This window comes from Streptomyces pratensis (assembly GCF_016804005.1).
Taxonomy (GTDB): Bacteria; Actinomycetota; Actinomycetes; order Streptomycetales; family Streptomycetaceae; genus Streptomyces; species Streptomyces pratensis_A.
Map to the genome: position 1 here is coordinate 2,605,446 of NZ_CP051486.1, position 24,433 is coordinate 2,629,878.

The window sequence follows — 24,433 nt, forward strand, 5'->3', positions numbered from 1 at the left end:
ATAATAGGTATGTCAAAATACCTAAATGGCTCATGATCCCCGCACCGGTCGAGAGTGGTATATGTGCCGAGGAGAGCCCCCGAGGCGCCGCCCAGGCGGTCGAGAGAAGGACCGATGGACAAGCCGACGCACCTGATCGAGTTCTAGACGATGCTGCTCGGCCGGCACCTCCAGCTGAACGCACCCAGGTCCAGGCGGGGCGGCGGTCAACTCGACCGGAGCGCGTACACCCTGCTGAGCCGGATCCGGATGGAGGGGCCGATGTCCATCGGGCAGCTCAGCGACGCCTTCGGTCTCGACGCCTCCACCCTGAACAGGCAGACCGCCGCCATGCTGCGGGCCGGCCTCGTCGAACGCATCCGGGATCCCGGCGGGGGAATCGCCCGCAAGTTCCGCATCACCGATGCGGGTGAACTCGGCCTCGACGCGGAACGCGCGGAGAACATCAGCGGCCTGGAACGGGTCATGGCCGCGTGGTCACCCGGCGAGGTCAGCCTCTTCGCCGCATACCTCAAGCGCCTCAACAGCGACATCGAGAACCTCGACGGCCGGCCCTGGCCACGGCCCTGAGAAGCGGTCCGGGAGCCGCCCCGAGGCGTGCTCCGGGCGCGCCAGAGGGGCGCGGTCCGGGCGGGGCCTGAAGCGGATCTACGGCTGCGCTTAAGAAATCCTCGATGGACCTGGAGCCCCGCGTGCGGCACATTTCTCGGTGGCGGCAGAGAGCGCGGTGACAGGCGTCACGCCCTGTCCCGTCCGCCGCATCCCCCACCGTTCCCGGGCCGCGGGCCGCCTTCGGCATGCCATCGGACCGGGACGTCCGCACGCACCAGGTACAGGGAGCCGCAGCCGTGAAGGCACTCGTGAAGCACAAGGCCGAGCCGGGACTGTGGCTGATGGACGTACCGGAGCCGGAGACCGGCCCCGGGGACGTCCTCATCAAGGTCCTGCGCACCGGTATCTGCGGCACCGACCTCCACATCCGGGACTACGACGGCTGGGCTCAGCAGGCCGTGCGCACCCCGCTCGTCCTGGGCCACGAGTTCGTCGGCGAGGTGGCCGGGACCGGCGCGGACGTCGTCGACATCAAGGTCGGCGACCTGGTCAGCGGCGAGGGCCACCTGGTCTGCGGCAAGTGCCGCAACTGTCTTGCCGGGCGTCGGCACCTGTGCCGCTCCACGCTCGGACTCGGGGTCGGCCGGGACGGGGCGTTCGCCGAGTACCTGGCACTGCCCGCCTCGAACGTCTGGGTGCACAGGGACAAGGTCGACCTGGACGTCGCCGCGATCTTCGACCCGTTCGGCAACGCCGTGCACACCGCCCTCTCCTTCCCGCTGGTCGGTGAGGACGTACTGATCACCGGCGCCGGCCCGATCGGCATCATGGCCGCCGCCGTCGCCCGCCACGCGGGCGCCCGCAACGTCGTCATCACCGACGTCAGCGAGGCCCGGCTCGAACTGGCCAGGAAGGTCGGGGTGAACCTCGCCCTGAACGTCGGCACCGAGACCATCGCCGACGGCCAGCGCCGACTCGGCCTGCGCGAGGGCTTCGACATCGGCCTGGAGATGTCCGGACGCCCCGAGGCCATGCAGGACATGATCGCGAACATGACCCACGGCGGCCGCATCGCGATGCTCGGCCTCCCGTCCGCCGCGTTCCCCGTCGACTGGTCCCGGATCGTCACCTCGATGCTCACCATCAAGGGCATCTACGGCCGCGAGATGTACGAGACCTGGTACGCCATGTCCGTCCTCCTGGAAGGCGGGCTCGACCTGGCCCCCGTGATCACCGGCCGGTACGGCTACCGGGACTTCGAAGCCGCGTTCGACGACGCCGCGAGCGGCCTCGGCGGCAAGGTCCTCCTCGACTGGGCAGCCTGAAGCTCCTCGTACGCACCCGTATCCACCTGGGAGACACCCTTCATGTTCGATTCCGTACGCGACGACCTGCGCACCACCCTCGACGAGATCCGGGAAGCCGGACTCCAGAAGCCCGAGCGGGTCATCGGCACCCCGCAGTCCGCCACCGTCGCAGTCACCTCCGGAGGCCGCGCGGGCGAGGTGCTCAACTTCTGCGCCAACAACTACCTGGGCCTCGCCGACCACCCCGAGGTCGTCGCCGCCGCCCACGACGCGCTGGACCGCTGGGGCTACGGGCTCGCGTCCGTCCGCTTCATCTGCGGCACCCAGGAGGTCCACAAGGAGCTGGAGCAGCGGCTCTCGGCCTTCCTCGGCCAGGAGGACACGATCCTCTACTCCTCCTGCTTCGACGCCAACGGCGGAGTCTTCGAGACCCTCCTCGGCCCCGAGGACGCGGTGATCTCCGACGCCCTCAACCACGCCTCGATCATCGACGGCATCCGCCTCTCCAAGGCGAAGCGCCTCCGCTACGCCAACCGCGACATGGCCGACCTGGAGCGGCAGCTCAAGGAGGCGTCCGGCGCCCGTCGCAAGCTCGTCGTCACCGACGGTGTGTTCTCCATGGACGGCTACGTCGCCCCGCTGGCCGAGATCTGCGACCTCGCCGACCGCTACGGTGCCATGGTCATGGTCGACGACTCCCACGCCGTCGGCTTCGTCGGCCCCGGCGGCCGCGGCACCCCCGAGCTGCACGGGGTCATGGACCGGGTCGACATCATCACCGGCACGCTCGGCAAGGCGCTGGGCGGCGCGTCCGGCGGTTACGTCGCCGCGCGCGCCGAGATCGTCGCGCTGCTGCGCCAGCGCTCGCGCCCGTACCTCTTCTCCAACTCGCTCGCCCCGGTCATCGCCGCCGCGTCCCTCAAGGTCATCGACCTGCTGGAGTCCGCGGGCGACCTGCGCGAGCAGCTGAACGCCAACACCGCGCTCTTCCGCTCCCGGATGACCGAGGAGGGCTTCGACATCCTGCCCGGCGACCACGCCATCGCCCCCGTGATGATCGGGGACGCGGCGGAGGCAGGGCGGATGGCGGAGCTGCTCCTCGAGCGCGGTGTGTACGTGATCGGGTTCTCGTACCCCGTCGTCCCGCAGGGGGCCGCGCGCATCCGCGTCCAGCTCTCCGCCGCGCACTCCACCGACGACGTCAACCGCGCGGTGGACGCGTTCGTCGACGCGCGAGCCGCGCTGGAGGCGTAGGACCGTCCCGCGAGCTGGGACAATGAGCGCATGATCGATGCACGGCGGCTGCGCATCCTCCGTGCGGTGGCCGACCACCGCACGGTGACCGCCGCGGCAGCCGCGCTGTATCTGACGCCGTCGGCGGTCTCCCAGCAGCTCGCCGCCCTGGAGCAGGAGACCGGCCACCGGCTGGTCGAGCGCGGGGCGCGGGGCGCGCGGCTGACCGCGGCGGGCGAGATCCTGCTGACCCACGCCAACGCGGTCCTCGCGCAGCTGGAGCGGGCGGAGGCGGAGCTCGCCGACTACGGCGCCGGCGTCGCGGGGACGGTCACCGTCGCCGCGTTCGCCACGGGCATCGGGCTCGTCCTCGCCCCCGCGATCGCCGAGCTCAACCGCACCGCACCGGGGATCCGGGTCCGGGTGCAGGACGCCGAGGGCGACGCCAGTGTGCCGATGGTGCTGGACCGGCAGGTCGATGTGGCGGTCGCCGTCGAATACAGGGGAGCGCCGGGTGACGACGACAGGCGGCTGACCCGGGTGCCGCTCTACTCCGAGCCTTTTGACGCGGTGCTGCCGGTCGGCCACCGCATGGCGGGCCAGGACCACGTAGCCGTGGCCGACCTCGCGAAGGACACGTGGATCGGTCCGTACCCCGGCAACCCCTGCCACGACGTGGTGGTCCTGGCCTGTGAGTACGCGGGCTTCGAGCCCCTCCTGGAGCACTCTTCGGACGACTTCCACGCCGTGGTCGCCCTGGCCGGGGCAGGTGCCGGGGTGGCGCTGGTGCCGCGCTCGGCGCTGCGGGGCACGGAGCTCGGCGGCGTCGTCGTACGGCCGGTGGAGGGCGTCGCCCCCACCCGGCGGGTCTTCGCCGCCGTACGGCAGGGGGCCGAGGGGCACCCCTTGATCAAGCCGGTCCTGGAAGCGCTGTGCGTGGCGGCGGGCCCCGTGTGACGGCCGGGGCAGGGCGTCACGCGGGCTGCAACAGGTCCCACCGGTTGCCGTAGAGGTCCTCGAACACCGCGACGGAGCCGTACACCTCGTGCCTCGGCTCCTCCAGGAAGCGGACCCCGGCGGCCCGCATCCGCTCGTGGTCACCCGCGAAGTCCTCCGTGTGCAGGAAGAAGCCGACCCGGCCGCCCGTCTGCGCCCCGACGCTCCCGAGCTGGGCCTCGTCCTTGGCGCGCGCCAGGAGCAGCCCGGTGCCCATGGCGCCCCGAGGCCGCACGACGACCCAGCGGGAGCCGTCCCCCCGGTCCGTGTCCTCCACCAGCTCGAATCCGAGTGCGTCGGTGTAGAAGGCGAGTGCCTCGTCGTAGTCGCGGACGACCAGCGTGACCAGAGCGATGTGCGACATGGGGATCCTCGTCCTCGGCGTGCGGACACGGTGTGCGGGATGGGTGTTCGTTATACGTAACACTAACGCGCTCCGGCCCCTCCGGGGACAATGCCCGTCATGGACACGAGCGACTTCGCCGCGCTGACGGACCGCGCCCGCCGCCTCTCCGCCACCGGCGGCCGCCGCATCCTCGGCATCGCGGGGGCGCCGGGCGCCGGAAAGTCCACACTGGCCGCCCGCATCGTCGAAGAACTGGAGGGGCGCGCCGTCCTCGTCCCGATGGACGGCTTCCACCTGGCGGGGGCGGAGCTGGAACGCCTGGGGCGGGCCCACCGCAAGGGCGCCCCCGACACCTTCGACGCCGCCGGATACGCGGCTCTGCTCCGGAGGCTGCGCCACCCCGAAGGCCCGGACCCGGTGTACGCGCCCGCCTTCGACCGGGCGTCGGATGAGCCGGTCGCCGGGTCCGTCCGCGTGCCCCCGGACATCCCGCTCGTCGTGACCGAGGGCAACTACCTGCTGCTCGCGGAGGAGCCCTGGGCACCGGTGCGCGGGCTGCTGGACGAGGTGTGGTTCCTGGACACCGATCCGGCGCTGCGGGTGAGCAGGCTCGTCGACCGGCACGTCCTGTTCGGCAAACCCCGCCCGTACGCCGAGCGCTGGGTCGCAGGGTCGGACGAGCCCAACGCGCGGCTGGTCGAGCGGTACCGCGACCGCGCCGACCTCGTCGTACGTCTCCGCTGAGCCGCACGGACCCGTCGTACGGCCTCGCCCGCGCGCCCCCGGCTCCCGCTCGCGTCCGGCGCGCTCCTGGCTCCCGCTCGCGGCGCGCCCCTGAATCCCGTTCGCGTCCACCGGTGCGGACGGGCAGGATGCCGATAGCCGCGTCGCGCCCCGCCAGGAGGTCCCATGCCCAGCAACGACCAGCCCCTTCCCTTCACCGCCGACGACTACCGGGCCAGGATGACCCGGGCCGCCGAATCCGCCGACGCCGCGGGTCTGGCCGGCGTCCTCGTGGCGCCGGGGCCCGACATGGTCCACCTCACCGGCTACCGGCCGACCGCGGACACCGAACGCCTCACCCTGCTGGTCCTCAGGGCGGGCCAGGACCCCGTCCTCGTCGTCCCCGCCCTCGAGGCGGCGGACGCCGAGCGCGCGGCGGGCGCCCCCGCCCTCACCCTGCGGGACTGGACCGACGCCGCGAACCCGTACACCCTGACCGCCGGACTGCTCCACGCCGAGGGCCGGTTCGGGATCAGCGACAACGCCTGGGCACTGCACCTGCTGGCACTGCACAAGCTCCTGCCCGACACCTCCTACGCCTCGCTCACCGAGGCACTGCCGATGCTGCGCGCCGTCAAGGACGCGGCCGAGCTGGAGCGGCTCGCCGCGGCGGGGGCCGCCGCCGACGCGACGTACGAGCAGATCCTGAAGGTCCGCTTCTCCGGCCGCCGGGAGAGCGACGTGGCCGCCGATCTGGCCGCGCTCCTCACGGAACACGGGCACTCCCAGGTCGACTTCACCGTGGTCGGCTCCGGACCGAACGGCGCGAACCCGCACCACGAGGCGGGGGACCGCACCATCGAGCAGGGCGACATGGTGGTCCTGGACTTCGGCGGGCTGATGCACGGCTACGGATCCGACACCTCCCGCACCGTCCACGTCGGCGTGCCGACCGCAGAGGAGCAGCGGGTCCACGACGTCGTACGGGAGGCGCAGGAGGCGGGCTGCGACGCCGTGCGGCCCGGGGCGGCGTGCCAGGAGGTCGACCGGGCGGCCCGTGCCGTCATCACCGAATTCGGCTACGGCGAACGGTTCATCCACCGCACGGGCCACGGCATCGGCGTCACCACCCATGAACCGCCCTACATGATCGAGGGCGAGGAGCAGCCGCTCGTGCCCGGGATGTGCTTCTCCGTGGAGCCGGGCATCTATCTCCCCGGCCGCTTCGGCGTCCGCATCGAGGACATCGTCACGGTCACGGAGAGCGGGGGCAGGCGGCTGAACACCACCTCTCGCGAACTGGCGGTCGTCGAGTAGGGCCGGCCCCCGCCCTCAGTCCTGCGGCTCGCGGTCGCGGAAGCGGTGCAGCACGTCATAGGGATACGGCAGCGGGCGCTCGCTCGCCGCGTCCAGACGCGCAGCCTGATCAGGCGTCAGCTCCCAGCCGGTGGACCCGAGGCTGTCGGCCAGCTGCCCGGGCGTGCGCGCCCCGACGATCGGCGCGGTGACGCCGGGGCGCCCGAGCAGCCAGCGCAGGGCCACCTGCGCCGGCGTGCGCCCGGCCTCCTCGGCGACCGCGACGACGGCCTCGACGACCCGCCAGGTCTCCTCGTTGTCCCTCTCCCGCCAGGCCTCGCGGCCCAGCTCCCGCTGGTAGCGGGCCTCGCGGGTGCCCGGCTCCGCAGCCGTCATGCCGCGCCGGTACTTACCGGTCAGCCAGCCCCCCTGGAGCGGGCTCCAGGGGATGACGCCGACACCCTCCGCCAGGCTCACGGGGACGAGCTCCCACTCGACCTCACGCGCCAGCAGGTTGTAGAGCGGCTGGAGGCTGACATAGGGCTCCCAGCCGTTGCGGTGCGCCAGGTCCTGGGAGCGCTGGAGCTGGGAGGCGGACAGGTTGCTCGCGCCGAGGTAGCGCACCTTCCCGGCCTTGACCAGCGTGTCGAGCGTGGAGAGCGTCTCCTCCACCGGCGTCGTCGCGTCCCACACATGTGTCTGGTACAGGTCGATGTGGTCCGTGCCGAGCCGCCGCAGGCTCTCCTCGACGGCTCGCACGATGTGCTTGCGGCTCAGGCCGCCCGCGTTCGGCGCGTCGCCCATCGTGCCGAACACCTTTGTGGCAATGACGAGTTCGTCCCTGCGGCGACCCTTCAGCCAGCGGCCGACGATCTCCTCGGAGACCCCCCGGTTGTAGACGTCCGCCGTGTCGATGAACGTCCCGCCCGCCTCCGTGAAGGTGTCGAGGACGCGGTGTGCGTCGGCCTCGTCGGTGTCCTGTCCGAACGTCATGGTGCCGAGGCACAGTTCGCTGACGCGCAGCCCCGAACGTCCCAGGAAACGCTGCTTCATGGATCCCCCTTCGTCTGATCTCCGGAAGTCGTCGAGACCATATGAGTTGAAGTGCACACGATGGCAAGGCCGTTGTTCAGTCGTCGGCGAGCACGACACACGATTCCGGCGGCAGGTGGAGTACTCCGTCGGCGCCGGGGGCCTCGGCCGGCTCCCACGCGGCCAGCACCCTCCCGCCGCCGGCCCGGTGACGGCCGGCGCCCAGCGGGATGGCGGCGGGCTTGCCGGAGAGGTTCACGGCGACCCGCAGATCGCCGCGCCGGTAGGCGATCCAGCGGGCCTCCTCGTCGTACGCCGTCCGCACCGATGCGAGGTCCGGATCGGAGAGGTCCGGCAGGGCGCGGCGCAGGGCGATCAGCTCGCGGTGCCAGACGCGCAGCCTGTCGTGCGGCTCGCGCTCCGGCTCGCTCCAGTCGAGGCAGGAGCGGGCCCGGGTGGCGGGGTCCTGCGGATCGGGGACGTCCTCCTCGGCCCAGCCGTGCGCGGCGAACTCCCGGCGCCTGCCGTCGCGCACGGCGCGGGCGAGCTCCGGATCGGTGTGGTCGGTGAAGAACTGCCATGGGGTGCGGGCGCCCCACTCCTCGCCCATGAAGAGCATCGGGGTGAAAGGCCCGGTGAGCACGAGCGCCGCCGCGCACGCCTGGAGACCGGGGGAGAGCCCGGCGGCGAGCCGGTCGCCCAGGGCACGGTTCCCGATCTGGTCGTGGGTCTGGGCGTAGCCGACGAAACGGTGGGCGGGCGTGCGGGTGGCGTCCACGGGGCGGCCGTGCGCCCGGCCGCGGAAGCTGGAGTACGTACCGTCGTGGAAGAACGCCTTGGTCACCGTCTTGGCGAGGGCGGACAGCGGGGCGGCCGCGAAGTCGGCGTAGTAGCCCTGGGACTCGCCCGTGAGCGCGGTGTGCAGCGCGTGGTGGAAATCGTCGTTCCACTGGGCGTGCAGCCCGATGCCGCCCTCCGCGCGCGGGGTGGTCGTACGCGGGTCGCAGAGGTCGGACTCCGCGATCAGACCGAGCGGCCGGCCGAGCTCCGAGGCGAGCGCGTCGACGGCGGTGGAGAGCTCCTCCAGGAAGGTGAGGGCGCGGCCGTCGGCCAGAGCGTGGACGGCGTCCAGCCGCAGGCCGTCCAGGCGGTAGTCCCGCAGCCAGGCGAGCGCACTGCCCAGCAGGTAGGCGCGCACCTCGTCCGATCCGGGGGCGTCCAGATTGACGGCCGAGCCCCAGGGGGTGTGGTGCGTGTCCGTGAAGTACGGGCCGAAGGCCGGGAGGTAGTTGCCGGAGGGCCCCAGGTGGTTGTGGACCACGTCCAGGACGACGGCGAGACCCAGCCCGTGCGCCGTGTCGACAAAACGCTTCAATCCGTCCGGGCCGCCGTAGGGCTCGTGCACCGCCCAGAGGGACACTCCTTCGTACCCCCACCCGTGGGTTCCCGGGAAGGGGCAGACGGGCATCAGCTCCACATGGGTGATGCCGAGGTCCACGAGGTGGCCGAGCCGCTCGGCGGCCGCGTCGAAGGTGCCCGCCTCCGTGAACGTGCCGACGTGCAGCTCGTACAGCACGGCCCCGGGCAGCCCGAGGCCCGCCCAGGTGGCGTTCCAGGCGTACGCGCCGTGGTCGACGACCGCGCTTTGGCCGTCGGGCCCGTCCGGCTGGCGGCGGGAGCGCGGATCGGGCAGCACGGGCCCGCCGTCGAGGGAGAAGCCGTAACGGTCACCGTCCTCGGCCTCGGCCTCCGCCGTCCACCAGCCCGCGCGCAGCGGGTCGCGCTCCATCGTCAGGCGCCCGCCCGCCGTGCACAGCACGACCGACCCGGCCTCGGGGGCCCACACCTCGAACTGCATCCATCACTCCTCGTCCATGAACCGGATGCCTCGCCGGAGGCCCCATGATCGACGGAATTCGCACGCACGGCCCCGGGACACTGGAGCGAGCCCGTAACTGGCGATTAAGGTCTGGTCCTGATCATTGCCCTACCGGGTTCTGCTCATTCGCATGGAACCCGGGCAGTAATACGAGGTCCCTCCTACGGCTGCTGGAGGCCGAGATGACCGTGCCGACCTTCCCACCCGGTTTCCTGTGGGGCGCCTCCGCCTCCGCCTTCCAGACGGAGGGCGCCTTCGACGCCGACGGCAAAGGGCCCTCCGGCTGGGACGCCTTCGCCGCCCAGCCCGGCCGGATCAAGGACGGCACCGACACCACCCGGGGCACCGGCTTCCACGAGCACTACCGCGAGGACGTCGCCCTGCTCGCCGGACTCGGCGCGGACGCCTTCCGCTTCTCCATCAGCTGGCCCCGGGTCGTGCCCGGCGGCAGCGGCTCGCTCAACCCCGCCGGACTGGACTTCTACGACCGGCTCGTCGACGAGCTCTGCGCCAACGGCATCACCCCGGCCCCGACCCTCTACCACTGGGACACCCCGCTCCCGCTGGACGAGGCGGGCGGCTGGCTCAACCGGGACACCGCCTACCGCTTCGCCGAGTACGCGGGCATGGTCGCCGAACGCCTCGCCGACCGGGTCCCCATGTGGATCACCATCAACGAACCGGCCGAGGTGACGATGCTCGGCTACGCGCTCGGCGAGCACGCCCCCGGCCGGACGCTCCTCTTCGACGCGCTGCCGGCCGCCCACCACCAGCTGCTCGCCCACGGTCTGGCCGTACGGGCGCTGCGCGCCGCCGGCGCCGGCAACATCGGCATCGCGCTCTCGCACACCCCCGTCTGGACCGCGGGTGAGTCCGACGAGGACCGCATGGGAGCGGAGATCTACGACACCCTGACCAACTGGCTGTTCGCCGACCCGGTCCTCACCGGCCGTTACCCCGACGAGGGTTTCGCCGCACTGATGCCGGGGCCGGTCGAGGACGACCTCAAGGTCATCTCCACGCCACTCGACTGGTACGGCGTCAACTACTACAACCCGACCCTCGTCGGCGCCCCCAGGCCCGAAGCGCTCGACTCCTTCTCCGGCTACTCGATGCCCGCCGGGCTCCCCTTCGGAATCAGGGAGATCGAGGGGTACGACACCACCGACTTCGGCTGGCCCGTCGTCCCCCAGGGACTCGCCGAGACGCTCGGTCAGCTGAGGGACCGTTTCGGCGACCGGCTGCCGCCCGTCTACATCACGGAGAACGGCTGCGCGGTCGACGAGCCCGTCGCCGACGGCCGCCGCATCGCCTTCCTGGAAGCACACCTGGAGGCGCTGCGTACGGCCATCGACGCGGGCGTCGACGTGCGCGGCTACTTCACCTGGTCACTGACCGACAACGTCGAGTGGACCGAGGGCGCCAGCAAGCGGTTCGGCCTGGTCCACATCGACTACGAGACCCTGCGCAGGACCCCGAAGGAGTCCTACGCCTGGTACCGCGACGTGATCCGCGCGCAGCGCACCGGCGCCACCCATGAACCGGCGCTCACACAAGGTGAACGCGCTCCTGGGTGATGCGGTGGCCCGCCCTGGCGAACGCGGCGGCCATCGGCACGTTGCCCCGGTCCGTCGCGCCCGCGACGGCCGTGGCGCCCTCACCGGCGAGGAGGCGGGTGCACTCGACGAGCAGATCGTAGCCGTAGCCGTGCCCCCGTGCCTCGGGGACCACGCCGATGAAGCCGATGCACGGGCCACCCGGATTGCGGGCCGGCACGTGGATGCCCGCGAGCGCGCCGTCGGGGGTGTGGGCGAGCTGCCACCAGGAGCGGGGCGAGGGGCACCAGTTGAAGAAGTCGAGCTCCTCCCGGGCGGCCTGTTCCAGGCCGCCCGGACCCTCGATGGCGCGCAGCGCGTGGGCGTCCAGCGTCTCGGAGTGGACCCGGCGCAGCACATCGAGGATCACCGTGTCGTCCGGCTCCTCGCGGAACACCAGCCGTCCGGGCCGCTCGGGCAAGCCGTCCGCGGGTGTCCACTCGTAGCGGTACCGCTCGACCAGCGGCTTCATCCCGGCCGCTTCCGCCGCCGCGATCCGTGCCGAGGCTGCCGCACGCACCTCGGGGACCTCACGCCAGCCCGGCGGCACGATCAGCTCGTACTCGACGGACCACGGGGCACGGCGCAGCAGTTCGGTGGCCGCGGCGTCCTCGCCCTCGGCGAAGTCGAAGTAGTTCAGCAGCACGGGTTCCGTGTCCTCGGGCCCGCCCCACCAGGCGGCCCGGGCGACGACGACGCCGTCGCGCAGGGCGACCCAGGTCCATCCGGGGCGGTACTCACCACCCTCGTGCACGGTGGCGTAGCGGTGGCCGAACGCGGCACGGCCGACGAGAGCGGGGCCCTGCAGGGAGTGGAAGAGATGTACGTCGCTCCTGGTGAGCGGACGGATGACCGGAACGGTCATGGGTGTGTCCTCCGGGACTCGGTGAAAAGAAGCGAGCGCTCCCGGTCAGACCGAGTCCGACACCGTCCTGCGGACGGGGCGGGAGCGCGTGGGCGTGGTGCTGCGGGTGGTGCCGAGGTCACGCACGGTCTCGCCTCCTTCCCTGTCCGGGCGGATGTCCGGGAGCCGAGGTTACGGCCCCCGGCGCATCACGTCCACCGTTTTACGGCTGGTCCCACACCATGTCGAAGGCACGCTCGAAGTTGACGTATCCGAGTCGCTCGAAGGACTTCGCCATCGGGACGTTGCCGAGGTCCGTCGCCGCCCTGATCCGCTCCACGTCCTGTCCGGCGAGCACCCGCGTGCCCTCGGCGAGGATGTCGTCGATGTAGCCGTGCCCGCGGTGCGCCGGCAGCACCCCTATGTAGGAGATCATCGGGTGGTAGTTGTTGCGCGCCGGGATGACGAAGCCGACCGGCTCACCGCCCGGCAGCTCCGCGATCCGCCACCACTCCTGCGGCGTCCGGAGACCGGCGAACTCCTCGTCGTACTGCTTCTCCGCCGCCTCGCGGGCACTCAGCCCGGACGCCAGGTCCGCCTGGCCGTGCGCGTCGAGGGTGCCCTCCATCACCGGGGTCATCAGCGCGACGAGGTCCTCGCGCCCGGTGACCGGCCGGAACACCAGCCGGCCGGTGTCCTCGGGCACCGGTGTGCCCGACCGCCACTCCAGACGCAGCCGCTCGACCAGCATCCGGGCGCCGCTCGCCTCCATGACCCGTATCCGGGCCTCGACGGCATCGCGGGCGACGGGGTCCTCGCGCCAGTCCGGCGGGACGAACCGGCCGTACTCCGGGCGGACGGCCCCGGCGGGTACGACCGAGGCCGTCGCCTTCTCGAGCAGCTCCAGCCCGATCACGCCGCGCTCCGGCTCCGGCAGGGTGTCGTCCAGGTCGAAGAAGTCCAGGAACTGAGGACTGCCGCCTTCCTGCCCCGTCCACCAGGAGAGCCGGCCGACGACTCGCTCGCCGCGCAGGGCCACCCACATCCAGTCGGGGCGACGGCGGCCCGTGGCGAGGTCATCGGCGAGCTCGTGGTCGAGCACGTAGGAAAGACGGCGGAAGAGACCGAGTTCGTCCGCCCCGGTGAGCGGACGGATGGTCAGTTCCGATGGTGCAGGGGTCACGGAGTCTCCTCGACGGGGGTGCCGCGCCCGGTGGCGGCGGCCCGTGACGATAGCAAACGCCCGCAGGTGGGCGGGCGGTATTTCTCCACTGCCACGCAGGTCAGGCAGGACGGAAACGGGCATCGTCTGGACACCTCGGCCCTGTCGGCCCGACAATCGGTACCGTGACGTCCTCCTTCGAGCCCTACACGTATCCCGCGCGGCTCTCGGACGCCGAGCGCGACCGTGTTCTCGGTGTGCTCAGAGACGGCGCCGCACAGGGAAAGCTCTCCCACGACACCTTCCTGCGACGCATGGAACTGGCCCTGACCGCCCGGCGTCCCGAGGAGCTGAAGGCGCTCACCTCGGACCTGGACACGGGCGGGCGCTGGTCCCGTGGCCTGTTCCGCGCGGTGGGCGGGGTCTCCGCCTTCCCCGCCCGGGTGCGCAGGGCGTGGCAGTCCGAGCGGCTGCCCGGACTCATGCTGCCGATGCCGGGGCCGCACCCGCTGCGCATAGGCCGCGACCCTGGCAACGGCCTCCGGCTCAGCCACGAGACGGTGTCACGGATGCACGCGGAACTGACCGCGCACGGCAGCCGGTGGATCCTGAGCGACCTGGGCTCGACGAACGGCACGTGCGTCAACGGCCAGCGGGTCGTCGGCTCCGTCGTGGTGAGCGACGGCGACCAGGTGAGCTTCGGCAGGATGACCTTCCGGCTCACGGCGTCGCTGCCCGTGCCCCCGGCCTGAGGAGGCCGCGTCCGCACCCGCGCGGGTGCGGACGAAGCGCCGTTCCTCATGACCGGGGTCCCGCACGTCGTACGGCTTCGCACCGGGCGGCGCTCCATCAGGCGACGCCGCCGGTCCGGTCACAGCGCCGTTCGCGTCATCCGGTCAGGGAGAACGCCTGGGCGGCGGAACCGTCGCACGGCTGTTGCGAGAGCCTGGCGCCGTTCGCCGTGGACGAGCCCTGCACCGTCAGGCACTTGCCGCTGTGGCGGGCGGTGAAGCGGTACTGCCCCCCGGCGCCGACGGACTCGGGCTTCCACTGCTGGTTGCTTCCGCCTTGGTACGTCCACAGGTGGACCTTGGTGCCGTCGCCGGTGGCCCCCGCACCGCCGTCCACGTCCCATGCCTTGGCGTTGTGCCGGTTGACGACCTGGTAGTTGCCGTCGCCGGTGGGGCGGAACTGCCAGCTCTGGTTGGCACCGGTGCCGCACGCCCATTGCTGGAGCGCGGTGCCGTCGGCTGTGCCCCAGTCCGCGGCGTCCAGGCAGGCACCGCTGTTGCTGTTCCTGACCTGGTACCAGGCGCTCGGGTCGATCGAGCCGGCCGGAGGCTGGGTTCCGGTGCCGTTCCAGACGAAGGTGGCGACCGCGCCGGCGGGCAGGGTGTAGGCGAGGGACCTGCCGTTGTCGGTCAGTGAGATCCGCTGGGCGCCCGCCGCGGTGTTGACCACGTAGGCCGCGCGGCTGCCGTCGGGGTTCTCGAAGACGACGTTCTGCACACCGCCGCCTCCCTGGCTGGTGGAGCCGATGCGGGTGGCTCCGGCCTTGATGAACTTGGTGACGTGGCCGAGGACGTAGTACTCGGCGTTGCGGCTGACGTTGCCGTCCGCGATCTCGACGATGCCGTTGCAGCGGTTGCCACAGCCACCCTGGTGAGGCCCGCCGTTCCGGTCGAGGGCCAGGTTCCAGTTGATGACGGTCTCGCCGCCGTTGCGCATGTTCTGCACGACGAGGTTCTCCGCGTGCCACCGCAGGGTGTCGGCGAAGGTCGTCGCCGGGTCGGCGCTCTCCGTTCCCGAGCACTCGGTGAAGAAGACGCGCTTGCCCGCGTCGACGACCCTCTGCTGGGCGGAGGGAGTCCCGCCGTAACAGTGGAATGCCGCACCGATCACCCGGTTGATGCCCCGGGTTCCGTCGAAGACCTCGACCGGGTAGTTCGGGTGGTCCCAGTTGTGGTCGTAGGCCAGCAGGTTGGTGGGGAGACCGGCAGCGGTGAGGGTGCGGTCGAGGACCTTGAAGAACTCCGCCTGCTGCCCCGACGTCATGGTCATGGAGGGATAACTCGCCGCGAACTCGGGCTCGTTCTGTACGGTCAGATCGGTCAGGGCGATGCCTTCCTGGCCGTACGCCCTGATGGATCTGACCAGGTAGTCGGCGTAGTCCTGGTAGCTCTCGGACTTCAGACTGCCGCCGATGAGCGAGTTGTTGGTCTTCATCCAGGCGGGCGGGGACCAGGGGGAGCCCATGAAGCGAATGGCGGAGTTGATGCCGGTGGCCTGCTTCAGGACCGGGATGATCTCGCTCCTGTCGCGGGCGATGGAGAAGGCGCCACGGGTGTCCTCGTAGCTGTGGAAGCCGCCGGCGGCGTTGAAGTCGGAGTCGCCCAGCGGCTGACGGAGGTAGTTGAGGCCGATGCCGTCGCCGGTGGAGAACAGCGACCTCATCAGCTCGTCGCGCCTGTCCTGCGGAAGGCTGCGGATGAGGTGCGCGGAGGCCCCGGTCACCGAGGCGCCGGCACCGGTGAACCTCTGGCTCCTGCTGCCGCTGTCGACGCGTATGTCGACGGGCTGGGGCGTGGCGGTGAAGGGGACGCTGCCGTCGGCGGCCAGCTTCCTGCTGCCGTCCGGGGTGGTGATCCATACCTGGGCGGTGGGGTCGGCGGCCTGGGCGGCGCCCGCGCCGGTCAGGCCGAAGCCGGCGACGGCCAGGGCCAGGACGGCGCCCGCGGCTCTTGCCGGCCGACGCCGGGTGGGACTGAGTGGTGACATGGTGCGGCTCCTTCGGTTCGTACCTGTCCGGTGGTTCGCCGGCCTCCGCCCTGCCGTGTCGAAGCACGGGGGTCGGCGGCATACCTGAAGGGGTGGTGCACAGGGGGCCGGTGGCCCCTCGGTCTCACTCGGGGCCGGCGTTGGGACGCCGACGCTCAAGTGCCTCTGTGAAAAGCGGAGTTGGTGCGGTGGACGTCGATATGAAAGCACACTCACTGAGTGGTCAGTAAGTGATGTGGGTCACTTGTTCGGTGGCGCGTGCGGAGACCGGAGACCACCAGGGCGAGCGCCACTAGGCTGCGCGGGTGAGTAACCCTTCAGCAGGAACACCCGCCCACAGGACCCGTCCCCGCACCCCGCGCAGCGCGGAGGCCAAGAAGCGGCAGCAGCAGATCCTGCACATCGCGACGGACACCTTCGGCGCCCGCGGCTACAACAACGCCTCGCTCGCCGAGATCGCCGAGCAGGCCGGTCTGACCCAGGCGGGCGTCCTGCACTACTTCCGCTCCAAGGCACTCCTGCTGACCAGCGTCCTGGAGCTGCGCGACCAGACCGACATCGAACAGCTGGGAGCCGACCGCCCCCGAGGCCTCGAATTCCTGCGCCATCTGGTGGACACCGCGCTTCGCAACGCCGAACGGGAAGGCATCGTCCGGCTGTACGCCGTGCTCTCGGCCGAGTCCGTCACCGAGGGCCACCCCGCCCAGACCTACTTCCGCGACCGGTACAGCGGGCTGCGGGCATTCGTCACCGACGCCCTGTGCGAGGCCTGCGACCTTCCGGCCGACCGCGCGGAGCAGGCCGGGACCGCTGCCAACGCCATCATCGCGGTCATGGACGGACTGCAGGTCCAGTGGCTGCTCTCTCCCGATGCCGTGGACATGGCGGCCTCGACCGACCTGGTGGTCAGCTCGCTGCTGGCCACCCTCGCGCCCCACGAGTTCGGCCCCGCCGCGGAGGGCTGACCTGCCTCGCGACGGGCGGATCAACCGCGTTCCGCCCGGCCGGGACGCGAGAAGGGGCCGGCTCGGCCTCTCACCCGCGACCGGCCACCCCTCCCGCTCTCACGAGAAGCGCCACCGGCCGGTCCTCGAAGAGCTGCGCCACGGCGACCGAGGGCCCGGTGAACTCCCGTCCGGGCGACAGGAGATCGGTCCACGGCCCCTCGTCGGGCAGCGGCAGCTCCGTGTCGAGCCAGCCGCCCTCCTCGTCGAGCCGCAGGGACAGCCGGGTCACCGCCGTGACCACCTCGCCGGAACGGCAGAAGGCCAGACAGTGCGCCGCTGCGGGGCCCCGCGCCGGCAGGGGGGCGTAAGTGCCCGACTCGCCGAAGAGCCGCGGGTGTTCCCTGCGAAGGCGCAGCGCGGCCGTGGTCAGCGCGGTCTTCTCGTCGCCGCCTCCGGCCGGCCTGCCGAACGGCCGCCGGTTGTCGGGGTCGACCAGCGCGATGTACTCCCGCTCCGTGCCCTGGTACAGATCGGGGACCCCGGGCATCGTCAGGTGCACCAGCGCGGCGCCCAGCACATTGGCCCGTACGAAGGGGGCGAGGCTCTCCGCGAACCCGGCCATCATCGACCGCGTCCCGCCCGCCTCGCTGCCCGGACCGGCCGCCACGAAGTCGGTCACCGCCCGCTCGTACGCCGGATCCGGCTCGGTCCAGCTGGTGAACAGACCGGCCTCGCGCACGGCCTTCAGCAGCGCGGGCTCCAGCCTGCCCGCCATCTCACCGGAGGGCACTCCCGCGCAGCCGTACGCCGACTGCCAGGCCTGCCAGGCCAGCTGGGGGTCCGGGGCCGGAACGGACGCCGCACGGGTCAGCTGTGCCACCAGGGAGGACCACCGCTCGGGGCACTCGGAAAGGACCGCGATGCGGGCCCGCACGTCCCCGCTGCGCTTGGTGTCGTGAGTGGTGAGGACCGTGCCGGTCGCCGGCCAGTCCCTGGCGACCCGCGCGCAGAAGGCGTGGAACTCCTCCGGGCTCACCGCCGGCCGGCCCGGATCGCCGCCCACCTCGGTCGCCGAGATCAGCGGGACGTAGCGGTAGAACGCGGTGTCCTCCACCGACTTGGCGTGCAGCGCGGACGCCGTCTGCGCGAACCTGGCGCAGAAGGCCGCGTGCTCCGGTCCGTCGCCGAGACGGCCCAGTGCCAGATCCCGCACCACGTCGACGGCCTCCGCCTCCTGGGACACCGAGAACACCGCCTTCGCGTCCCGCACCGCCTCGGCGGGGAGTGTCGACTCGGCGACCTCGGTGAGCGGTCCGCCCGCCGTCACGTACGGCCGGTAGACGGGCACCCGCACCAGCAGCTCGCGCACAGCGGTGCGGAGCGCCCACGGCGCGTGGTCGTGCAGGGCGGGGTCCCCGGCACAGGCCTCGACGGCGAGCCGGGTCAGCCACTCCGTCTCCGCGGCCAGCTCATGGGTGACCACGCGGTACGCCGCACGGCGGACGGTCGCCGTCCAGTAGCCGCCGCGGTCGCCCGGGGGGCCCGCGAAGTCCCGGTAGCGGCCGAGCAGGTCCGCCGCGCCCATCGGGTCGGTGAACAGACCGTCGATCCGGTACAGCGCGTCGTACCCGGTCGTCCCCGCGACCGCCCAGCCGGCCGGCAGCGCCTCGGAACCGGTCAGGATCTTCTCCACCACCGTCCACCGTCCACCCGTGGCGTCGCCGAGCCGCCCCAGATACGCGGCGGGGTCGGCCAGACCGTCCGGGTGATCGACGCGCAGCCCGTCGACGACCCCTTCGCTGACCAGTTCGAGGATCTTGGCGTGGGTGGCGGCGAAGACCTCGGGGTGTTCCACCCGGACACCGATCAGATCGGAGATCGTGAAGAACCGCCGGTAGTTCAGCTCCGTCCTTGCCAGTCGCCACCAGGCGAGCCGGTAGTGCTGGGCGGCCAGCAGCTCGGGCAGCGGGAGGTCCGCCGTGCCCTCACGCAGGGGGAACTCCAGGGCGCCGTAGCGGAGCACGGGTGTGCCGTCGTCCCTGGTGCCCGGCTCGAAGCCGCCGCTCTCCTCGCCGACGCGCCCCGCCAGCACGGGCAGCAGCACCTTCCCGCCGCCCGCCGCCCAGTCGATGTCGAACCAGCGGGCGTACGGGGACTCCGGGCCCTCGCGCAGCACCTCCCACAGCGCCACGTTGTGACGGGGTACGGCGGCCATGTGGTTCGGCACGATGTCCAGGACGATCCCGAGACCGTGGGCGTGTGCCGTGACGGCCAGCTCCCGCAGGCCCTCCTCGCCCCCGAACTCGGCCCGTACCGTGGAGTGGTCGACGACGTCGTAGCCGTGCCCCGAACCGGGCACGGCCTCCAGGACGGGCGACAGGTGCAGATGGGAGACGCCGAGCTCGGCGAGATACGGCACGGCGTCCGCGGCGGCGGCGAACGGGAAGTCCGGTTGGAGCTGCAGCCGGTACGTGGCAGAGGGCGTCATGGACTCGTACGTACCCAGCCGGGCGCCTCTCTCCCACCTTCTCCGCCACCCGGCACCGGCCGGGCGGCCGCCGGCCCGGTGCCGTCACCCCATCGGCCTACGCCGGACGCTTGAGCACGGTCAGACTGCGCCCGACGAGCGTCACCCGTTCACCCGCGGACACCTTGGGCCCCGCACCGGGCGGCACCCCGTCCGGGATCGCCGTGTCCACGACGACCTGCCACTGCCTGCCGTGGTTCATCGGGACGGTGAATTCCAGGCTCTCGGCGGCCGCGTTGAACATGAGCAGGAACGAGTCGTCGGCGATCCGCTCGCCGCGCGGGCCCGGCTCGGAGATCGCGTGACCGTTCAGGAAGACCGTCATGGCCTTGGCGTGCGCCGCCTGCCAGTCCCGCTGGGTCATCTCCTCGCCCCGGGGGGTGAACCACGCGATGTCGGACAGCTCGTCGTGCGTGCCCTCCACCGGCCGGCCGTGGAAGAAGCGTCTGCGCCGGAAGACCGGGTGGTCGCGCCGCAGCCAGACCATCGCCCGGGTGAACTCCAGCAGGCTCGTGTCGGTTCCGACGCCGTCCTCGTCGCCGTCCTCGGCCCGCGAGGCGGCGGCCGGATCCGGCCAGTGCACCCAGGAGAGCTCGTTGTCCTGGCAGTAGCCGTTGTTGTTGCCCCGCTGCGTCCGCGCGAACTCGTCGCCGTGGCTCAGCATGGGGACGCCCTGGGAGAGCATCAGCGTGGCGATGAAGTTGCGCATCTGACGGCTGCGCAGCTCCAGGATCTCCTTGTCCTCGGTCTCCCCCTCCGCCCCGCAGTTCCACGAGCGGTTGTGGCTCTCGCCGTCCCGGTTGCCCTCGCCGTTGGCGTCGTTGCGCTTCTCGTTGTACGAGACCAGGTCGTGCAGGGTGAAACCGTCGTGGCAGGTCGTGAAGTTGATCGAGGCCAGCGGGCGCCGGCCGTCGTCCTGGTAGAGGTCCGACGAGCCCGTGAGGCGCCCGGCGAACTCCGCGAGGGTCCGGGGCTCACCCCGCCACAGATCCCGCACCGTGTCCCGGTACTTGCCGTTCCACTCGGTCCACAGCGGCGGGAAGTTCCCCACCTGGTAGCCGCCCTCGCCCACGTCCCAGGGCTCGGCGATCAGCTTGACCTGGCTCACCACCGGGTCCTGCTGCACGAGGTCGAAGAAGGAGGACAGCCGGTCCACCTCGTGGAACTGCCGCGCGAGGGTCGCGGCCAGGTCGAAGCGGAACCCGTCCACGTGCATCTCGGTCACCCAGTACCGCAGCGAGTCCATGATCAGCTGGAGGACGTGGGGCGACCGCATCAGCAGGGAGTTCCCCGTGCCGGTCGTGTCCATGTAGTACTTCGGGTCGTCGGCCAGCCGGTAGTACGAAGCGTTGTCGAGGCCCCGGAACGAGAGGGTCGGGCCGAGGTGGTTGCCCTCGGCGGTGTGGTTGTACACGACGTCGAGAATCACCTCGATGCCGGCCTGGTGCAGCGCCTTCACCGCCTGCTTGAACTCCAGGACCTGCTCGCCGCGGTCGCCCCAGGAGGCGTACGCGTTGTGCGGGGCGAAGAACCCGATGGTGTTGTAGCCCCAGTAGTTGGCCAGACCGGCGTCGGCGAGACGGTGGTCCTGGACGAACTGGTGCACCGGCATCAGCTCGATCGCGGTGACGCCCAGCTCCGTCAGATGGGCGATGATCTCAGGATGTGCGAGCCCGGCGTAGGTGCCGCGCAGCTCCTCGGGCAGGCCCGGGTGAAGCATCGTCAGGCCCTTGACGTGGGCCTCGTAGATCACCGTGCGGTGGTAGTCCGTGCGCGGGCGGCGGTCGTCGCCCCAGTCGAAGTACGGGTTCACCACGACCGAGCTCATCATGTGCGGAGCCGAGTCGAGGTCGTTGCGCTCGTCCGGTCTGCCGAACGGGTAGCCGTACACCGCCTCGCCCCACTGGATCTTCCCGGAGATCGCACGTGCGTACGGGTCGAGGAGCAGCTTCGCCGAATTGCAGCGCCGCCCGTGCTGCGGCTCGTAGGGCCCGTGCACCCGGAAGCCGTAGCGCTGCCCCGGCATCACTCCAGGCAGATAGGCATGACGGACGAATGCGTCGGTCTCGCGGAGTTCCACCGCCGTTTCTGAACCGTCGTCGTGCAGCAGGCACAACTCGATTCGGTCGGCGGCCTCCGAGAAGACCGCGAAGTTGGTTCCGGCGCCGTCGTACGTGGCACCGAGCGGATACGCGTGTCCCGGCCAGACCTGCATAGATAGGACTCTTCCACTTCTGATCCGGGTGCTGGGGGATTTCGACCCGATACTCCCCGAAAGGCGGCCCCGCACCTAGTACGTCGACCGGTGCGGCAGGGTTCCGTCGTGCGATCCCGTCCGGCCGGTCAACCTGGGACACCTCGGTGTCGCCCGGACAGGGGGCCCGGGCCGCCGGGCAGCTCCTCCGTCCGGTATGCGGCGTGCGAGGGGGTGCGCAATCGCTATGAACCATCTCACTCCACCAGATCTCACCGCAAGGAACGGGCGTCGGACATACGGGAGTTGAGTAAGGAGCCTGTGCATCCGGCTGCACCGGCTCCCGCTACCGGAGTACCCTTCCTTGATCGTTGGTGGGGGAGTGGAAGGCGGTACGCGGGTGAGCTCGGGAGGGTTCGAGCTGCCTCCAGGTGACGCAGGTCACGAGGGGGAGTCGACCGATGCCCCGCCGGGGGCCGTCTCCCTCGCGCAGCCCATGGAGATCGGTGCCGAGCTGGACTGGGGAGCGGACGCCTGGAACGAGGTCCGGACCCGGGCCCAGCGGGCCGGGCGTGCCTACATCTGGCTGAATCTGGTGGAGCAGAGACTGCGTGCCGTGGTCTCCGCCGTGATCCGGCCGATCTACGAGCCGGTGCACGGCGAGGACTGGGTGGTGGCCGCCGCGGGTCCCGCGGGGCAGGAATGGGTGCAGCGCGCCGTCGCCGTCCGGGAGGTCTCGCGCCGCAAGGGCTATCTGCTGGACCCCGCGGACGACAACGTCCTGAGCTTCCTCACGCTGCCTCAGCTGCGCGAGCTGATGGTGCAGCACTGGCCGTGTTTCGAGCCGTACTTCGACGACCGCCGTGAGGTGGAGCTCGCCCTGGACGAGCTGGAGGTGGCCCGGAACGTCGTCTCCCGGAACCGCGCGCTGAACGAGGCGGTCCTGGCGCAGGCCGAACGCGCCTCCGCGCGGCTCCTGGAGATCCTCGGCAGCGGTGCCGCGGTCCCGTCCGCCGACCGGCTGCCCGTGGACGCCGTGGAGGAGCTGGTCGGCGACCGTTACGCCGACGTCGTCTCCGTCCACCCGGACCGGGTGCGGCTGCAGCGGCAGCTGCCCGCCGAGGACCTGTTCGGCGGCGCGCGCCGGCTGGACGCGATCGGCATAGGGCTCAACCTCCTCACCCAGAACTTCTCGGGGCGCCGGCTGGTCCGCCTCGCCGAGTCGGGCTGCCGGGTCCGGCTGCTGTTCATCAATCCGGCGAGCAGCGCGGTGAAGCGCCGGGAGCGCGAACTGGGCCTCAAGAAGGGCGAGCTGAGCCGCTCCGTGGAGATGAACATCCTCCATATGCGCCGGGTCCGCTCCAAGCTGCGCGATCCGGGTGCCTTCCAGATCCACGTCTTCGACGAGACGCCGCGCTTCACGGCCTATCTGGTGGACGGCGACGGGTCCGACGCGGTCGGGGTCGTCCAGCCGTATCTGCGTCGCGCACGCGGCATGGAGGCACCCGTACTGGTGCTGCGCGGCGGGGGGCGTGCGGTGGTCAGGGCGGGGCAGGACAGTGAGCACGGCCTCTTCGAGACCTACCGCGAGGAGTTCGAGTCGGTCTGGACGGACTCCAGGCCCGTCTCCTGACGCCCCCGCCGGCGTTGTCAGTGGTGCGTGCGAAGGTGGTCATCACTTGGGGGAACGCACCACATGAGGAGGTACGGGATGAGCTGGTACCAGGAGTGCCCGGTCGGCTTCGGCCCGGAGACGGGCGGCACGGACCCGCTGGAGGCCCGGACCGTCACCGGCGCGGCGGCCGTCGCGCCGGGGGGTGTCCGATGAGCTGGGTCAGCGGGCCGTTGCTGGCGTTCGACCTGGAGACCACGGGCACGGACGTCGAGACCGACCGCATCGTGACGGCCGCGGTCGTCCGGCTTGAGGCCGACGGATCCGTGTCGGAGGAGCGGACCTGGCTGCTGGATCCCGGTGTGGCGATACCCGAGCAGGCCTCGGCGATCCACGGCATCTCGACGGAGCGTGCCCGCGAGCACGGGTTGCCGGCCGCCTCCGCGGTCGAGGAGATCACACGGGCCGTCGCCGACGGGCTGCGCTCGGGGACGCCGTTGGTGGTGATGAACGCACGCTACGACCTGTCGCTGCTCGACCGCGAGTGCCGGCGCCACGGCGTGGAGTCGGTCAGCGAGCGGCTTGGGAACGCGCCTTCGCCCGTCATCGACCCGCTGGTGATCGACAAGCACGTCGACAGGTACCGGAAGGGGAAGCGCGCCCTCCATGCGCTGTGCGCCTACTACGGGGTGTCGCTCGACGACGCGCACGACGCGAGGGCGGACGCCGTCGCCGCTGCCCGGGTGGTGCGGCGGATGGGGGAGAAGCACCATCCGGTCGGCGTGATGCCGTTGGAGGACCTGCACGGCCTCCAGGTGAACGCGGCGGCGGAGCAGTCGAAGTCCCTGCAGGCCTATCTGCGGCGTACCGCGGATCCCGCTGCGGTCGTCGAGCCGGCCTGGCCGCTCATCCCCCGGCGGCGTGAGCCGGCGGGCGGGAGGGGATGACCGGAGCGGGGGGACCGTCAGTTCGGTGCGGGTGAAGCCGTCTGGTCGGCCTGGAAGTCGTGGTGGATCTGCCTTCCGTCGACGGAGGTGACGGTGACCGTCACACCCAGGGTGCTGCCGTCGTCCGCGGTGAGCGTGCACCGGGTCTCGGTGCCGGCCTTCCCGGCGAGGTCCTCCGGGCACGTGATGTCCGGCTTCGGCCGGCCCGTCGTGGCCGCGAGCTTTGCGGCGAGCGAGGTGGCCGGCTTGTCCGAGGAGAGTTCGGGATCGGACTTTCCGGCGCTGACCGACGCCGAGCAGCCGGTGAGGAGCACGCCGACGGCCACGGCCGCGAAGCTCCACTTCGCTGCGGTCGAGCGGGCTGTGGTCATGGGGCTCCTTTCCGAATGATCAAGACAGTCGCCGGAAGCACACGCGGCACCGTGTTCCGCGGACGTCGCCGAAGGGCGGCGGGCCCGCATCC

The 24,433-nt window shown here is 71.5% G+C and carries 20 protein-coding genes; 11 read left to right on the forward strand and 9 right to left on the reverse strand.

The features are described from left to right. The first annotated feature begins 150 nt into the window (after positions 1-150). From HED23_RS11200 to HED23_RS11215, 4 genes are all read left to right on the forward strand, one after another. Entirely contained in the window at positions 151-570 is a 420-nt protein-coding gene (locus tag HED23_RS11200; RefSeq protein ID WP_238441921.1) for a MarR family winged helix-turn-helix transcriptional regulator, read from the forward strand. Between the two features lie 278 nt (positions 571-848). Further along, entirely contained in the window at positions 849-1,877 is a 1,029-nt protein-coding gene (gene tdh / locus HED23_RS11205; RefSeq protein WP_203183244.1) for an L-threonine 3-dehydrogenase, read from the forward strand. Between the two features lie 42 nt (positions 1,878-1,919). Beyond that, positions 1,920-3,113, forward strand: a complete 1,194-nt coding sequence (locus HED23_RS11210; RefSeq protein ID WP_203183245.1) for a glycine C-acetyltransferase — start codon at positions 1,920-1,922, stop codon at positions 3,111-3,113. A gap of 30 nt (positions 3,114-3,143) precedes the next feature. Then, positions 3,144-4,049 (forward strand): LysR family transcriptional regulator, encoded by a 906-nt coding sequence (locus HED23_RS11215; protein ID WP_203183246.1) that lies wholly within the window; start codon positions 3,144-3,146, stop codon positions 4,047-4,049. A gap of 16 nt (positions 4,050-4,065) precedes the next feature. Here HED23_RS11215 and HED23_RS11220 read toward each other — a convergent pair whose 3' ends face one another. Then, positions 4,066-4,452: a VOC family protein gene (locus HED23_RS11220; RefSeq protein ID WP_203183247.1), complete on the reverse strand. Its 387-nt coding sequence runs from the start codon at positions 4,450-4,452 to the stop codon at positions 4,066-4,068. Positions 4,453-4,551: 99 nt separating this feature from the next. On the opposite strand from HED23_RS11220, the gene HED23_RS11225 reads away from it, so the two are divergent. Continuing rightward, entirely contained in the window at positions 4,552-5,178 is a 627-nt protein-coding gene (locus HED23_RS11225) for a nucleoside/nucleotide kinase family protein (protein ID WP_203183248.1), read from the forward strand. Between the two features lie 165 nt (positions 5,179-5,343). Next, a complete protein-coding gene (locus tag HED23_RS11230; protein ID WP_203183249.1) occupies positions 5,344-6,474 on the forward strand; it encodes an aminopeptidase P family protein in 1,131 nt (376 codons plus the stop codon). A 15-nt stretch (positions 6,475-6,489) separates the two neighbouring features. On the opposite strand, the gene HED23_RS11235 is transcribed toward HED23_RS11230, so the two are convergent. Together HED23_RS11235 and treZ are read right to left on the reverse strand one after the other, a co-directional pair. Continuing rightward, positions 6,490-7,506 (reverse strand): aldo/keto reductase, encoded by a 1,017-nt coding sequence (locus HED23_RS11235; protein WP_203183250.1) that lies wholly within the window; start codon positions 7,504-7,506, stop codon positions 6,490-6,492. A gap of 76 nt (positions 7,507-7,582) precedes the next feature. Further along, positions 7,583-9,343 (reverse strand): malto-oligosyltrehalose trehalohydrolase, encoded by a 1,761-nt coding sequence (gene treZ / locus HED23_RS11240; RefSeq protein ID WP_203183251.1) that lies wholly within the window; start codon positions 9,341-9,343, stop codon positions 7,583-7,585. Positions 9,344-9,546: 203 nt separating this feature from the next. On the opposite strand from treZ, the gene HED23_RS11245 reads away from it, so the two are divergent. After that, entirely contained in the window at positions 9,547-10,941 is a 1,395-nt protein-coding gene (locus HED23_RS11245) for a GH1 family beta-glucosidase (protein ID WP_203183252.1), read from the forward strand. Here the strand turns inward: HED23_RS11245 and HED23_RS11250 are convergent. Together HED23_RS11250 and HED23_RS11255 are read right to left on the reverse strand one after the other, a co-directional pair. Beyond that, positions 10,913-11,824: a GNAT family N-acetyltransferase gene (locus HED23_RS11250; RefSeq protein ID WP_203183253.1), complete on the reverse strand. Its 912-nt coding sequence runs from the start codon at positions 11,822-11,824 to the stop codon at positions 10,913-10,915. The two genes, HED23_RS11245 and HED23_RS11250, sit on opposite strands and share 29 nt — an antisense overlap. Positions 11,825-12,026: 202 nt before the next feature. Continuing rightward, positions 12,027-12,986 carry a GNAT family N-acetyltransferase gene (locus HED23_RS11255; RefSeq protein ID WP_203183254.1) on the reverse strand — a complete coding sequence of 320 codons (960 nt, stop codon included), beginning with the start codon at positions 12,984-12,986 and terminating at the stop codon, positions 12,027-12,029. Positions 12,987-13,150: 164 nt separating this feature from the next. Here HED23_RS11255 and HED23_RS11260 point away from each other — a divergent pair, with 164 nt between their 5' ends. Beyond that, positions 13,151-13,717 (forward strand): DUF1707 and FHA domain-containing protein, encoded by a 567-nt coding sequence (locus HED23_RS11260; RefSeq protein ID WP_203183255.1) that lies wholly within the window; start codon positions 13,151-13,153, stop codon positions 13,715-13,717. Between the two features lie 136 nt (positions 13,718-13,853). On the opposite strand, the gene HED23_RS11265 is transcribed toward HED23_RS11260, so the two are convergent. Further along, positions 13,854-15,743 (reverse strand): RICIN domain-containing protein, encoded by a 1,890-nt coding sequence (locus HED23_RS11265; protein WP_203183256.1) that lies wholly within the window; start codon positions 15,741-15,743, stop codon positions 13,854-13,856. Between the two features lie 305 nt (positions 15,744-16,048). Here HED23_RS11265 and HED23_RS11270 point away from each other — a divergent pair, with 305 nt between their 5' ends. Then, a complete protein-coding gene (locus HED23_RS11270; RefSeq protein WP_203183257.1) occupies positions 16,049-16,708 on the forward strand; it encodes a TetR/AcrR family transcriptional regulator in 660 nt (219 codons plus the stop codon). Between the two features lie 70 nt (positions 16,709-16,778). On the opposite strand, the gene treY is transcribed toward HED23_RS11270, so the two are convergent. After that, positions 16,779-19,178: a malto-oligosyltrehalose synthase gene (gene treY / locus HED23_RS11275; protein ID WP_203183258.1), complete on the reverse strand. Its 2,400-nt coding sequence runs from the start codon at positions 19,176-19,178 to the stop codon at positions 16,779-16,781. A 97-nt stretch (positions 19,179-19,275) separates the two neighbouring features. Beyond that, positions 19,276-21,432: a glycogen debranching protein GlgX gene (gene glgX, locus HED23_RS11280; RefSeq protein ID WP_203183259.1), complete on the reverse strand. Its 2,157-nt coding sequence runs from the start codon at positions 21,430-21,432 to the stop codon at positions 19,276-19,278. A gap of 379 nt (positions 21,433-21,811) precedes the next feature. Here glgX and HED23_RS11285 point away from each other — a divergent pair, with 379 nt between their 5' ends. Beyond that, positions 21,812-23,044: an SAV2148 family HEPN domain-containing protein gene (locus tag HED23_RS11285; protein WP_203183260.1), complete on the forward strand. Its 1,233-nt coding sequence runs from the start codon at positions 21,812-21,814 to the stop codon at positions 23,042-23,044. Positions 23,045-23,235: 191 nt separating this feature from the next. After that, on the forward strand, positions 23,236-23,970 hold the full coding sequence (locus tag HED23_RS11290) for a 3'-5' exonuclease (RefSeq protein WP_203183261.1): 735 nt from the start codon (positions 23,236-23,238) through the stop codon (positions 23,968-23,970). 17 nt (positions 23,971-23,987) lie between these two features. Here HED23_RS11290 and HED23_RS11295 read toward each other — a convergent pair whose 3' ends face one another. After that, positions 23,988-24,341 carry a DUF4333 domain-containing protein gene (locus HED23_RS11295; RefSeq protein WP_203183262.1) on the reverse strand — a complete coding sequence of 118 codons (354 nt, stop codon included), beginning with the start codon at positions 24,339-24,341 and terminating at the stop codon, positions 23,988-23,990. Between the last annotated feature and the right edge of the window lie 92 nt (positions 24,342-24,433).